Annotated in this window: 18 protein-coding genes and 1 pseudogene; 11 read left to right on the plus strand and 8 right to left on the minus strand. The window is 62.6% G+C overall.

Features of this window, described 5'->3' with window-relative positions:
* Positions 1–202: pseudogene (locus tag AB4879_RS15895) on the plus strand (cytochrome ubiquinol oxidase subunit I); the annotation flags it as partial.
* A 33-nt stretch (positions 203–235) separates the two neighbouring features.
* Here AB4879_RS15895 and AB4879_RS15900 read toward each other — a convergent pair.
* A complete protein-coding gene (locus AB4879_RS15900; RefSeq protein ID WP_370508349.1) occupies positions 236–493 on the minus strand; it encodes a DUF3297 family protein in 258 nt (85 codons plus the stop codon).
* A gap of 620 nt (positions 494–1,113) precedes the next feature.
* Here AB4879_RS15900 and AB4879_RS15905 point away from each other — a divergent pair.
* Positions 1,114–1,362: a tyrosine-type recombinase/integrase gene (locus AB4879_RS15905; RefSeq protein WP_370508350.1), complete on the plus strand. Its 249-nt coding sequence runs from the start codon at positions 1,114–1,116 to the stop codon at positions 1,360–1,362.
* Positions 1,363–1,380: 18 nt separating this feature from the next.
* Here the strand turns inward: AB4879_RS15905 and AB4879_RS15910 are convergent, their stop codons facing one another.
* The 3 genes from AB4879_RS15910 to AB4879_RS15920 form a co-directional block, all read right to left on the minus strand.
* Positions 1,381–1,842 carry a type II toxin-antitoxin system Phd/YefM family antitoxin gene (locus AB4879_RS15910; protein WP_370508351.1) on the minus strand — a complete coding sequence of 154 codons (462 nt, stop codon included), beginning with the start codon at positions 1,840–1,842 and terminating at the stop codon, positions 1,381–1,383.
* Positions 1,839–2,102: a type II toxin-antitoxin system RelE/ParE family toxin gene (locus tag AB4879_RS15915; protein WP_370508352.1), complete on the minus strand. Its 264-nt coding sequence runs from the start codon at positions 2,100–2,102 to the stop codon at positions 1,839–1,841. The genes AB4879_RS15910 and AB4879_RS15915 overlap by 4 nt, the downstream gene beginning before the upstream one ends.
* Positions 2,103–2,191: 89 nt before the next feature.
* Positions 2,192–2,386 carry a hypothetical protein gene (locus AB4879_RS15920; protein WP_370508353.1) on the minus strand — a complete coding sequence of 65 codons (195 nt, stop codon included), beginning with the start codon at positions 2,384–2,386 and terminating at the stop codon, positions 2,192–2,194.
* On the opposite strand from AB4879_RS15920, the gene AB4879_RS15925 reads away from it, so the two are divergent.
* The 3 genes from AB4879_RS15925 (at position 2,385) to AB4879_RS15935 (ending at position 4,170) form a co-directional block, all read left to right on the plus strand.
* A complete protein-coding gene (locus AB4879_RS15925; RefSeq protein ID WP_370508354.1) occupies positions 2,385–2,567 on the plus strand; it encodes a hypothetical protein in 183 nt (60 codons plus the stop codon). The genes AB4879_RS15920 and AB4879_RS15925 overlap by 2 nt on opposite strands.
* A gap of 434 nt (positions 2,568–3,001) precedes the next feature.
* Positions 3,002–3,502 (plus strand): hypothetical protein, encoded by a 501-nt coding sequence (locus AB4879_RS15930; protein WP_370508355.1) that lies wholly within the window; start codon positions 3,002–3,004, stop codon positions 3,500–3,502.
* Entirely contained in the window at positions 3,499–4,170 is a 672-nt protein-coding gene (locus AB4879_RS15935; RefSeq protein ID WP_370508356.1) for a hypothetical protein, read from the plus strand. The genes AB4879_RS15930 and AB4879_RS15935 overlap by 4 nt, the downstream gene beginning before the upstream one ends.
* Before the next feature lie 206 nt (positions 4,171–4,376).
* Here the strand turns inward: AB4879_RS15935 and AB4879_RS15940 are convergent, their stop codons facing one another.
* Positions 4,377–4,700, minus strand: a complete 324-nt coding sequence (locus AB4879_RS15940) for a hypothetical protein (protein ID WP_370508357.1) — start codon at positions 4,698–4,700, stop codon at positions 4,377–4,379.
* Positions 4,701–4,836: 136 nt separating this feature from the next.
* Here AB4879_RS15940 and AB4879_RS15945 point away from each other — a divergent pair, with 136 nt between their 5' ends.
* Both AB4879_RS15945 and AB4879_RS15950 read left to right on the plus strand, forming a co-directional pair.
* Positions 4,837–5,097, plus strand: coding sequence for a toxin HicA (locus tag AB4879_RS15945; RefSeq protein WP_370508358.1), 261 nt, complete (start codon positions 4,837–4,839; stop codon positions 5,095–5,097).
* The gene (locus AB4879_RS15950; RefSeq protein ID WP_370508359.1) at positions 5,097–5,744 is read left to right on the plus strand and encodes a type II toxin-antitoxin system HicB family antitoxin; all 648 of its coding nucleotides are present in this window, start codon (positions 5,097–5,099) and stop codon (positions 5,742–5,744) included. The genes AB4879_RS15945 and AB4879_RS15950 overlap by 1 nt, the downstream gene beginning before the upstream one ends.
* A 107-nt stretch (positions 5,745–5,851) precedes the next feature.
* Here the strand turns inward: AB4879_RS15950 and AB4879_RS15955 are convergent, their stop codons facing one another.
* Positions 5,852–6,112 carry a hypothetical protein gene (locus tag AB4879_RS15955; RefSeq protein WP_370508360.1) on the minus strand — a complete coding sequence of 87 codons (261 nt, stop codon included), beginning with the start codon at positions 6,110–6,112 and terminating at the stop codon, positions 5,852–5,854.
* Positions 6,113–6,283: 171 nt separating this feature from the next.
* On the opposite strand from AB4879_RS15955, the gene AB4879_RS15960 reads away from it, so the two are divergent.
* Positions 6,284–6,826 carry an HD domain-containing protein gene (locus AB4879_RS15960; RefSeq protein WP_370508824.1) on the plus strand — a complete coding sequence of 181 codons (543 nt, stop codon included), beginning with the start codon at positions 6,284–6,286 and terminating at the stop codon, positions 6,824–6,826.
* Between the two features lie 18 nt (positions 6,827–6,844).
* On the opposite strand, the gene AB4879_RS15965 is transcribed toward AB4879_RS15960, so the two are convergent.
* Both AB4879_RS15965 and AB4879_RS15970 read right to left on the minus strand, forming a co-directional pair.
* Positions 6,845–7,315, minus strand: coding sequence for an NUDIX hydrolase (locus AB4879_RS15965; RefSeq protein ID WP_370508361.1), 471 nt, complete (start codon positions 7,313–7,315; stop codon positions 6,845–6,847).
* A 21-nt stretch (positions 7,316–7,336) separates the two neighbouring features.
* A complete protein-coding gene (locus AB4879_RS15970; protein ID WP_370508362.1) occupies positions 7,337–8,056 on the minus strand; it encodes a helix-turn-helix domain-containing protein in 720 nt (239 codons plus the stop codon).
* Positions 8,057–8,299: 243 nt separating this feature from the next.
* Here AB4879_RS15970 and AB4879_RS15975 point away from each other — a divergent pair, with 243 nt between their 5' ends.
* The 3 genes from AB4879_RS15975 (at position 8,300) to AB4879_RS15985 (ending at position 11,699) form a co-directional block, all read left to right on the plus strand.
* Positions 8,300–8,683: a hypothetical protein gene (locus tag AB4879_RS15975; RefSeq protein WP_370508363.1), complete on the plus strand. Its 384-nt coding sequence runs from the start codon at positions 8,300–8,302 to the stop codon at positions 8,681–8,683.
* 110 nt (positions 8,684–8,793) lie between these two features.
* Positions 8,794–10,221 (plus strand): FtsK/SpoIIIE domain-containing protein, encoded by a 1,428-nt coding sequence (locus tag AB4879_RS15980; RefSeq protein ID WP_370508364.1) that lies wholly within the window; start codon positions 8,794–8,796, stop codon positions 10,219–10,221.
* Positions 10,218–11,699 carry a replication initiator gene (locus AB4879_RS15985; RefSeq protein ID WP_370508365.1) on the plus strand — a complete coding sequence of 494 codons (1,482 nt, stop codon included), beginning with the start codon at positions 10,218–10,220 and terminating at the stop codon, positions 11,697–11,699. Before AB4879_RS15980 ends, AB4879_RS15985 begins: the two co-directional genes overlap by 4 nt.
* The last annotated feature ends 114 nt before the right edge of the window (positions 11,700–11,813 follow it).

Consider the following 11,813-nt stretch of genomic DNA (forward strand, 5'->3'; position numbering starts at 1 on the left):
CGATCCGTGGGGTTACGGCAACTCGCTGGAGTGGGCCACCTCGTGCCCGCCGCCGCGGCACAACTTCACCGAGCTGCCCCGAATCCGTTCGGAGCGCCCGGCATTCGAACTGCACTACCCGCACATGATCGAGCGGATGCGCGCGGAATCGCACGTCGGACGCGCACACGAGCCCGCAAGCCAGGAACTGACGCAGCGCTGACTGGTCGATGGCCGCGTGAGTAGGCCGGTGGCCTTATTCCGCTGATCGGAAATACGGCTCAACCGTGCCGCTGACCTTGACGACCATCGGATTGCCGCGGCGGTCCTTGGCGGTCGGGACTTCCACGCGCACCCAACCCTCGTCGACGTTGTATTCGTGAACGTTGGTCTTTTCGGCGCCATTGAAGCGAATGCCCACGTCGCGCAGAAGCACCTCTTCGTTGTAGAAGGGGCTGCGCGGATCAATGGAGAGGTGATTCGGCGGAACGTCTGGGTTCTGATCCTCGGACATGATGGCTTTCGTTGGAGGCGGCGTTAGGTCGTGGGTTTGGTTCCCTAGGAACCTACGCGACCCCACGGTGGCGGGTCGCAACGAGGGGATCCCGCGTTCTCTGCGAATCAAGCAAAAAGCCCGAGACCAGATGGCCTCGGGTTTTCCAAAAGTGGAGCTAAGGGGATTCGAACCCCTGACCCCCACACTGCCAGGACCGGGCAGAAGCCGTGACCAGTCACGATGGGCGGCAAATTCTCGTGTAGGGGACGTGGTTGTGGCAGCAACTGTCGTCGGCGTTGTCGTCAAAACTGTCGTCACCCCCGTTCGGGAGCAGCACCGCCACGTATCCGCTTCCCCTGCCCTTGAACATCGGCCCGGTAGCCCGGGCCGGAGTCGGGCCGCTCGCCGTCCTGCTCCACCGAACCCGCGTGATGATTCTGATCGGTGCACTAGCCGGCCTTCGGGTCCACGAGATTGCCGAGGTTCGCGGCGGGACATCGATCCGATAAGACGCGCGCTACGGGTCACCGGCAAAGGGAACAAGACCGCGGAATTGCCGCTCCATCCGCTGCTGATCGAAGCAGCGGCTTACATGCCACGCAAGGGCTTGTAATCCCCCGGGAATTCCCGCCGGCCCGGTGAAGCCGATCACCTGGCGGTCGGTGTCGCAGATCATCAAGCAGGCCATGGGCGCCGCCGATATCCCCGGCGGCACCGCTCACCGGCTGCGCCACTGGTACGGCTCGACGCCCGTCGGCGACGCCACCGACATGCGCACCGCCCAAACACTGCTGAGGCACGCCAATCTCAACACCACGGCGATCTACGTCCAGGTCCGCGACGAGAAGCGCGTGGAAGCCATTGACCGACTCAACCCATTCGATTGACGCAAACGCCGAGCAAGGTCAGCCGACGTCGGGGATGTCCCGTAACGGCGACGATCCAAACACGCCGACCCCCAAGTTCGCGATCGCGTCGTCCTCGGGGAGCTCGGCCAGCACGTGCTCGAATGGCACCGCGGGGGCGTCGGCGTTCTCCCACACGGCGAGGCGGTCCTGCAGATCGTCCAGCTCTTCGAGCAACGACTGGTAGTGCTCCGGAGACATCAGCACCGCGGCGGGCCGGCCGTGGTTCATCAGGAACAGGTCCCCGTCGGCGGCCCGCTTGATCAGCGCGGACAGGTTCGCGCGGGCCTCACTGACCGGCACCATCCGATCACTCGGCAACGAAGAACCGCGAATGGCGCTTTTGCCCCTGCTGGGCTTGCCGGAAACGACGGCGTACTGCCCACTCTTGGAGCCCTTGATCACGCCACCTTTGGAGTTCTCCTTGCCGGTAGTGACGGCGCTGCGGTCTTCGCGGCTCATCGGTAAACCTCCCTGCGGTGAGCGATCTTCTGGACTCGGACGACGCGGATGCCGTCGTTGATGGTGTAGATGACGCGGTAGTCCGCGATGCGGATGCGGTACGCGTCGGTGCGGCCAGACAGTTTGGTGCAGCCGTGGGGCCGGGGGTCCATGCCGAGGTCGGCGATGGCGTTGATGATTTTGATGCGGAAGGGTCGTTCGATCCGGGTGAGCGCTTTGGCGGCGCTAGTCTCGATCTCGATGCTGTACCCGCTGGCCACACCTATATTGTACGTACTTATGTACGTAATTCTAGCGCTATTTTAGTACAAAATCAGGCCAGGCGCGGCGGACGTCCACGGCATCAATCTCAATGCCGAGCGCTGGCGATGAAGCTGCGGGCACTGTCTTCAATCTCGCCTTCGTGGCGGGCCTGGGTGGTGTCGCTGAGGTTGATCAAGCCGTCCGGCGCCACGTATCTAGCTTGCAAAATCGCTGACAGTCCGACGGCCACAGAGTTATGTTCTGCCTGCCAAACACCGAGACGATCGAGGAAGGCAGTCATGACCAAAGGTGGCAAGGCCAAAAAGGACGGGTACATCGTCAATTTGATTTCGGGGGCGGCGGCGCCGAAGTCCAACAACTCCCAGCGCAACAACAAAAGAATTCAGGGCAACAAACAGCACCACGACACCCTGAAGGGCGGCGGCGGAAACAACACCAACCGGAAGCGCGGAAGTCGCTGACCGCAGAAACATGAGCCAGCTCTACACCAAGAGAGGCCGCCCACTACAGGTCTCAGGTACAGACCTGTACTCCAAACACGGCAAGTACATCGGACATATCCGCGGCGACAACGTGTTCGGCAAAACGGCCGCTACGCCGGCACTATCGTTGGCGATCGCGTGGTGTACCGCGGCACCGACAAGGGTCAGATGAGCAGTCCATCGGTCGAGGCCGCCCGCGCCGGAGTCGCCACTGCGTACGCCGCCGGGGCGGCTATCTGGGGGGACGAGCCCGACTTTCCCGACTGATGTCACACCGTACTGACGCCGCGATCGCGCGGGTCGTGTCGACTACTCCGGAGCTCTGTCCGCGTGGCTGCTGCTGACTAGCGGCTGCCTCTGTCCGGTTGCAGCCGGGGTCGTTAATGTCTCGGCCTCGCGGCACAATTATTGATGTGACTGACCTGAAGCTGTTCGACCCGTATATCGATCATTACGGCGGTCCTGCGTCTGAAACCGAGAGCGCATACCACTTTCTAAACAGAGCTTGCGATCCAATATGGCAGCGCACACGTGAACTGACTGAAGCCTGGTATCTCGAGTACCCAGACGCCGATGGTGATCTCCGCGCCCGTTTTCAGAGTGACGATGTGGGCCAACATCTTGCGGCATGGTGGGAGCTGTACGTCTACAGCGCATTCCGCGCCTTGGGCTACGAGGTGGAGGTGCACCCAACAGTCCCCGAAACAGATAAGCGACCCGATTTTCGCGTCAGTCGTGACTCATCGGGCATGTACGTTGAATGTGCCGCGATGGCCGGCGATGACGTGGTCGAAAATGCCGCCGGGCAAGCGTGGATCCGCGAGAGCATTAACAAGGCAAAAAATCCCGACTTCATGGTCCAGGTGGAATTCACCGAGATAGGACCGATCATCCGACAGTTGGCGAGATCGTGAAGCCGATCGAGAATTGGCTCTCTGGACTTGATTACGACCTTCTGTCGGAGCTCATGGATTCGACCATGGACGTCGCCGAAGAGACCTTCGCCTTTCGAGATTGGGAAGTGCGGCTCGTCGCACTTCCCGTGAACGAACAAAGTCGCGGCTACGACGGACGGCTCATCGGACTCGGATTCCATGGCGTTCGCGTGATCGATGAGGAATCGAAAATCCGGACTGTACTCCGGAACAAAGGACGTCGTTACGGCTCGCTGAATGAGCCGCTTGTCGTTGCGTTGCTGAGCTGGTCAAGTTGGACCAACGAACGCGAGATGGTGAACGCCTTGTTTGGTTCGGTTGCTGTCAGTTATGTCCAGGGTGACGCATCTTCGGCGCAACTGATTCGCGAACGAGACGGCTACTGGCGCCCACCACCAAGCACGCGCGGTACCCGCATAGCGGGTGTGCTCTTTGCAGATAGCACACTGAAACCTTGGTGGGTTGGCAAGACCTTGCCCAATCTGTGGCTCAATCCGTGGGCGCCAATACCGGTCTCGGACAACAGTCTCCCGTTCGCTGTCCATACCGCGAAAGACAACGGCAACGTGGTTTCCACACCGGCCGCGACAACGCCCCAACAGCTATTCAGTCTGCCAGAGCCGTGGTCTGACGATCCCGAGCAGTGATCGCTAAACCGTCGTCGGGATCGACAACAGTCGGAATGCGTTCGGGATCACCACGTCTGAGCCGGGGGAACCACAGGAGTGCGATGCGTTGAGTCGGGCGAACGCGAAAGCTCGGCGCAAGCAGCCGTCAGAGTGAATTGCGGCGCTCGATCCCGCCAGTAAGACTGGCATCGCGGCCCGCCCTCACCTCTCCTGGGGCGGGTTGATCAAGAAGGTTCGTGCAATTCTCCGGAAACGTCGATCTCGCCATCCTTCAGCGCTTTCACTAAGCGCTCCCTCCACGCGTCCTCGCCGTCTTCGTCAAAGTCCACGAGTGCTTCGCGGCCGCACTCGTGGCATTCGATGGGATATCCGGAATGGCTGACGTATTCCACGCGCCTAATCTCCGTACCGGCGCTCAGGGGCTCCCCAAACTTCACGAGCTGCATGTCGGCCTCCCCCTGGTCATCCCATCTAGCTGCCGCTAGCTGAGCCCGGCCGTGGGGCTTACCCTTCCCGTCCGCGGTGCAGACGATGAGGACTTCGTTCATGCGCGTCCCTCCATTTGCGTGAGGCGCCCCAGTGTGGGTGCTCATAGCAGACAAACTAACCTCCGCGGGAAGAAATTGATAGCGCTCGTAGTTGCAGATTGCACACTTGTGCTAGCGCCGGTGCTAGCATAGTCGCATGAGTCGGGTCGAGAAGCTGGTAGCAGCGTTCCGGGAGTCCCGCACCAACGTCCGGTACTCGGACCTGCTCAGTGTGTGCGCGCACTATTTCGGAGAATCCCGCCACGGCAGCACCAGCCACGCGGTGTTCCGCACACCGTGGCATGGCGAACCTCGGGTCAACATTCAAAACAAGAACGGCCAAGCCAAGCCCTACCAGGTAAAACAAGTCCTCGAAGCTATCGACAAGCTCAACTCGACCGGAAAGGAGAACTGCTGATGTCCCGTCACTACACCTACCGGGCTGAGTGGTCCGCCGAAGACGACGAGTATGTCGGCCTGGTCGCCGAATTCCCCAGACTTTCCTGGCTGGCCGATACCCCGAGCGAAGCAATCGCCGGACTCTCTCGCCTCGTTGACGACATCCTCGACGACATGGAAACCACCGGCGAAACTCCCCCGGTCCCGTTTTCTGAGCGCCGGTACTCCGGCAACATCGCGTTGCGCACAAGCGCCGAACAGCACCGCCGACTGGCCATCGAAGCGGCCGAGCAAGGCGTCTCGCTCAACCAGTGGATCATCTACAAGCTGTCCGCGGCCGCCGCAGTCGAATCGGCCGGACCTACGGGGCGTGCGGACCTGCGCTTCGTACGGGGCGGGATTCAAATATCAGACACCGCTATCGGCGACCTCGTCGTTCAGACAGGTGAGAAATATCCCTCCGACCGTCTCTGGTACGAGGCAAAAAGCCGAACGATGAGTTGGTCAGCGCCGGACTCCGGCCCATTCCAGATAGTGATTATGGGCGCCGCCGGGATCTCCGGCGAGTCGTTCCATAAGGGCGACACCGACGATGATCCTCGATCCGAGGATGATCCGTATGTCGCGTTTCGCGACTTCACCGAAAACATCAGCCCGAATGGTTGACGACTCCGCACGGTCCGAGCCGGCACAAAATTTGGAATTCGACATGACCCATGGCCTAGAGACGGTCGCGGTCCCGCCGCCGGCAGCGCGAGTCCTCCATGAGGGTCTCAGCCGCCTGCGAGCTTGGCGATCACGAGGTCAGCTATCTCGTCGGGGTCTGTGGTCCGCACTGGGGACTGTCTGCCGTCGAATATGAGTTGCACGGCGATTTCCCGGAATTGTCCGAACCCGAAGTGGACGGTGGTCGGTGGATGGACATCAGAGAGGATGACGGAGTAGCCGTCTGCCCTCATGGCCATTGCGGACTGAACCTGGCGAGCGTTCAGGGCCTTCATGAGTTCCATCGCGGCTGTCTGCTGCGGCTCCATACGCCTCACGGTAGCCTCGATAACAGTAGAGAAAGTTCTCACAGCCTCGATCCGGTAGGAATCATTCGGTCCGTGGTGGCGGACGGGAGCGCCAGCGGACGGGAGCCGCCGCGGCGTGGATCTTTCACACAAATGATGTCGGTGCCATGTCGGGCATATTCGTAGACTTGCATCGTGGTGACTGAGACGGTGCGGGCACGGGCGATCGCTGAGGAGCGACTGGCCGATCTGCCGCATCGGTGGGCCCATGTCCGCGGTGTCGCGGCGACGGCGGAGCGGTTGGTCGTCGGCTTGGACGCCGTCGATGCCGACGCGGTGGTGACCGCCGCGTGGCTTCACGATGTTGGTTATGCACCATCAATTCGATCGACGGGTTTCCACCCCATAGATGGCGCACTGTTCGTTCGCGACGAGGGCTTCTCTGCGGTGGTGGTCTCGCTGGTGGCCTATCACACGGGCGCGGTGTTCGAGGCGCGGGAACGCGGACGCGCGGACGTGCTCGCCGAGTTCACGGCACCCTCGCCGTTGTTACTGGACGTGCTGACGTGCGCTGACTTGACCACTAGCCCGCAGGGCACGCCCGTGCGGGCCGAAGATCGGGTCACGGAGATCCTGACGCGTTACCCGGATGGCGATCCTGTACATCGTGCGATCGAGCGCGCGGCTCCGAGCCTGCTGGCGGCGGCAGCGCGAGTGAGTGCCTCCGCCCGCTAGCGACTACCCACTGCGGGGCTACCCGAGGTACGGGCTGTCGCGGCGTTGAAGGTAGTGCTGAATGCGTAGCCGCATCGAGGGGTGGATGTCCAACGATGCAAGTTCATCTGGCGACGTCCAGGCGATATCGGTGCTTTCCGAATCGACTCGCAACTGTCCACCCAGCAGCCGGGTGGTGAAGCACAGCGAGAACTGTTGACGGACTTCACCGTCGGCGTAGGCCATCACGTGGTGGGGGTTGGTGTAGACCCCGATGAGTCCGGTGATATCGACGTCGAGACCGGTTTCTTCTTTCACTTCACGAACCGCAGCGTCGACGATGGATTCGCGCAATTCCATTGCGCCGCCTGGCAAGGCCCAGAGGTTGTTGTCGCGTCTTCGGAGAAGCACGATTCGGTCGTATGGGTCGGTGACGACGGCGGTGGTGGATGGCACCACGCTGTTTGCGGCTGGCGCGTGGGGATCGTTGTAGTAGTCGGTCCGGGCCATGCGGTTCTCCAATCGGCGGGGTCATGCGGGGGTGGGTAGCGGCTGGGCGGTGTTCCAGACCCGTTCAAAAGACAGTTGGTGATCGCGCCACAGCCCGGGTGCGTCGTCGCGTCGAATGAAGAGAACGGGATTGTCGCTGGCGGGAGCACCGTAGAGGTGCGGGTTGGCAATTAGGGTGTTGTCCGCGCGGAACATCGACGTGTACAGCGGTGTGGCGTGTGTGCGCACCTCCAAGCCCGGGGCATCGGCGAGTGAAGCCAATCGCGCCAGCGTGATCTGGCAGCGAGCGGCCAGGACTGAGCCAATCGTCTCCTCGTCCCCGCGTTGGCCGACCGCAGCGCAATCGGGATCACCCACGATGAAGCGAATGGCGACTCCGCGTTCGGCAGCGACTGCGAGCATTGAGCAGAACCTGGGAATGCCGTCGAAGAGGAAGGTGCCCCCGTAGACCAGGATGTCGATCTGCTCGGCGGCGCCGCCGAACAGTTGGGTCCACACGGCGACGGGAACGTCCGCGCGGCTTCGGTACACACTGACCGCGACAGTGCCGGTACCAGGTGGGCGCAGGGTGGGAAAGATGTCTGGCCAAAGCGTCTGCGGATCACAGCCCAGTGCGTCGGCGGTGGCGCGCGCGTTGACCGCTTGGGGCAGTGATTCACCCCTGACCCAGCGGCCCACCGTCTTGACGTCGACACCGGCGGCTGTTGCGAGTCTGGTTTCGCTGAAACCCTTTTCGCTCATTCGCGCCGTCAGCGCGTGGTTAGGAACAGGTAGCTTCTCGATCTGCTCATGCTAGGAGCGCGGTGCCAGCATTAGCGACGCCCAAAGCACGAAAGTTGGCGCGCGATTGTCGTGCGAGTGTCCGCGCTGTCCAGGCGCCTGTCCGATTTGTCTAACTGATGCCCTGGGAATGTCCGAGTTGTCCGCCTGAACTGGTGGTCGCGGCCGAGCGGTCGCGAGAAAACAGCCGGAAGGACATTTGGAATGAAGCTACGTATTGACACCGGCGGTGTGTCGTTCGTGTGCACGCGGGCACCCGAACAGCGCATCGCTTTCGACACCGGCCAGCCGAAGCTGGATCGCGAGACTGGTCTGCCGCTCTGGCAGGTCCAGGTGATGGCGTTGGACTTTACGGGTGGGGACGTAATCACGGTGACTGTCGCCGGCGACCCGAATGTGACGGTCGGGCAGCCAGTCCACATCGAGGGCCTGGTTGCCTTGCCGTGGAGCCAGGACAGTCGCAGCGGAGTCGCGTTCCGTGCCGAGGCGATCCGCGCATCAGGTGCGCCACTGGCAGGAGTCGTTGCCGCACCTAGGAATGCGTCACCGAGCGGCGTAACCGGCGGCACAAGCAAGCCCGCCGCCTGACCCTTTCGTCGAGTGGGCGCAGCACCGCACACCAAGCGGGTGTGGTGCTGCGCCCGTTCGGCCGAAGCCTCTCCTCGCCCTGATCCCGCAACCCTGCCGGAAGGTCTGCCATGCCTGGCCACCCACGAGCTCACCGCTCTAACCGCTCTCATCCCAACCACTCGGACTTCGATGACACCGCCCTCCGTGCAGCCACGGCGCTCGCCCAAGTGACAGCCGCGCTGGTATGGGCATCGGTGTTGTTTCCGATGATCAGCATTCCGGCCATCACAAGCGTCTGGATGGCCATCACTTGCGGCCCCTTGGTCGGCCTCTTGGCGGCGATCTGGTCGGCTCTCGCGTTGTTCAGCTGGTTTCTGTTATCCCCCAAAACGTTCCGTCAGTGGGTGACGGTACGTCTGCGGGTCCAGTGGCGCACATGGGGTATCTATCGAGGCCGATGGGCCACGGTCTGCACGCTGTGTGGCCTAACCGCCGGTCTCGACGGTCACGTCATGGTGCCGAGTCTGCGTTCGGTCACGATCGGTGCCACGAGCGACGTTCTCGAGGTCCGCATCCTCACGGGCCAGTCGTTGGCCGACTGGCAATCCCGAGGTGACGCGTTAGCCGAAGCGCTGAGCGCCCAGCGTGTGACCATTCGCTCGACCCGACCGGGCTCGATCCGCATCACCGCCCATCACGGCGATCCGCTGACGACGCCCATCCAACTTGCTCGTCCGGCCGGGGACACCACACCGGACTTGTCCCGCCTGTGGGTGGGGCTGACCGAGGCCGGTGAGCGTTGGCGCCTGCCGCTACTGGGACAGCACATCTTGGTCGCAGGCGCGACCGGCTCTGGCAAGGGCTCGGTGCTCTGGTCAATCATTGCCGCCGTCGGCCCCGCCGTGCGGGCGGGCTCCGTACGCCTAATCGTCGTAGATCCCAAGGGAGGGATGGAGTTCGGGCGCGGGCAAGCGTTGTTCACCTCGCTTGCCCATGACAGCGGTGAACAGACAATCGCTGCGCTGCGGGCGGTTGTCGCGGTGATGCAGAAACGTGCGCAACGGCTGCGGGGGAAGACCCGGCTTCACACTCCGAGTGTCTCCGCACCGCTGATTGTATTGATTATCGACGAAATCGCCTCACTGACTGCCTATCTCGGGGACCGCAGAACACGGGCCGAGGTTGAGCAGCTCCTGGGGCTCCTGCTGTCCCAGGGGCGCGCAGTCGGTATCTCGGTCGTCGCCGCTGTACAGGACCCGTCTAAAGATGTTTTACCCATCCGGCAGCTCTTCTCCATCCGGGTCGGACTGCGCATGAGTGAAGCCACCCAGACCGCGATGGTGCTCGGAGCCGCCGCCCGAGAAGCCGGCGCCTTGTGTGATCGAATCTCCACCGGTACTCCCGGTGTCGGCTACGTCTGCACTGACGGCAGCGCTGAACCGTTGCGGGTTCGGGCCTTCCACGTCACCGATTCCGCCATTGATGATCTCGTCGCTCGCTCTGCCCCCACAAGAGCGCATCCTCGGACCACCGAGACTGAAGGCCGCCAGTCATGACCTCTGCTGCGCTGGGCATTGCGGTTTCGACACTGCCAGGCCTTCCGGCCGGTACCGACACCACTGGCGTCGTGGCGCAGATGGTCCGTCGCGTCGCCTCCCGCGACTTCGAGACCTGGTGGACTAAAGCGGAGAATGCTGGGTTCTGTGCGAATCCGATCCGTCTGACAGGAACCGACAGCTTCGGTCGCGAGCTTCGGGTGTGGACCCGATGCAACAACCGACGCGCAGTCGCCTGCCCGTCCTGCTCCGATCTCTACGCCCGCGATACCTGGCAACTCGTACACGCCGGCCTGCACGGTGGCCATCACGATCTGCCGCCCACCGTCGCCGAACACCCTCAGGTGTTCGTCACGCTGACCGCGCCCAGTTTCGGGGCCGTGCACACCACACGCGATGACGGCCAGCGAGGCCAGGCTCGGCGGTGTCACGACCGGGGCCTTGATGCCCACCGAATTTGCCAGCACGGGAGACCCCTGTGGTGCAGCTCCATCCACCACGACGGCGATGCTCACGTCGGTCAGCCACTCTGCGAGGACTGTTACGACTACATGGGGCACGTCCTGTTCGCCTGGCATGCCCCTGAACTGTGGCGGCGCTTCACCATCGCACTGCGCCGACTGTTGCGTAGACGCTTACGCGCGCTCGGCGAATCCCCCACCGCTGCCCGAATTAACTTCGTGAAGGTGACCGAGATGCAACGTCGCGCGATCCCGCACTTCCACGCCGTAATCCGCCTCGACGAGCCGCCCCAGCCGGGCCAACCCCCAACACCACCCAACTCCTCAATCACAGCAACCGACCTGGCCCTCCTGATCCATCAGGCCGCGAGCGGCGTCGCACTCAGTGTCGCCGCCCCAGCACGCGGCGCTGAAATCAGTAGCCGTGAAATACAGTTCGGCACCCAGACGGATGCACGGCCGTTGCAGTCCGACAGTGGTGACTGCGACACGGGAACGCCTCGCCGGTCGCGTCGATCGGTGGCGGCCTACCTGGCCAAGTACGTAACCAAATCCGTCGCCGACTTCGGCGTTGGAATCCGACGGATGTCACCGCTCGCGGTTCCCGATTTGGACGTCACCACACACGTCCGCGCGATTCTGACCACAATCCTCGATCTAGCCGACCATGGCGCCTACTCGGGGATAGACCGGTGGCTGCACACTCTAGGCTTTCGTGGGCATATCACCACTAAGTCCCGGCTGTTCTCCACCACGATGGGCGCGCTGCGGGAGCATCGAGCAGAGTGGACTCGGGAGCAACGCCATCACCGCTTAGACGTGGCGACCGACGATCGTCATCGTGTGCTACATGGTGCCGAAGACATGGAATGGACATTCGATCGAGCCGGGCTGGGCAATCTCGGTGAACGCACTTTGGTCGTGTCTGCGGCGCACCGAATGATCGAGCATCGCCACATCGTCCGTGCGAATCGCTGGACACAGGACCAATCGTCACCACCGGATTGGTCGACATGAGCATGCGAGAGAACCGATCAGATGACCGGTTCGGCACTGCGCGACCACATGGAAATTCCTCGTACACAGCACAACTCACTTCCGACGAAACCAGAGCGAAATGAACGATTCCCG

Source organism: Mycobacterium sp. SA01, assembly GCF_041287105.1.
Taxonomy (GTDB): domain Bacteria; phylum Actinomycetota; class Actinomycetes; order Mycobacteriales; family Mycobacteriaceae; genus Mycobacterium.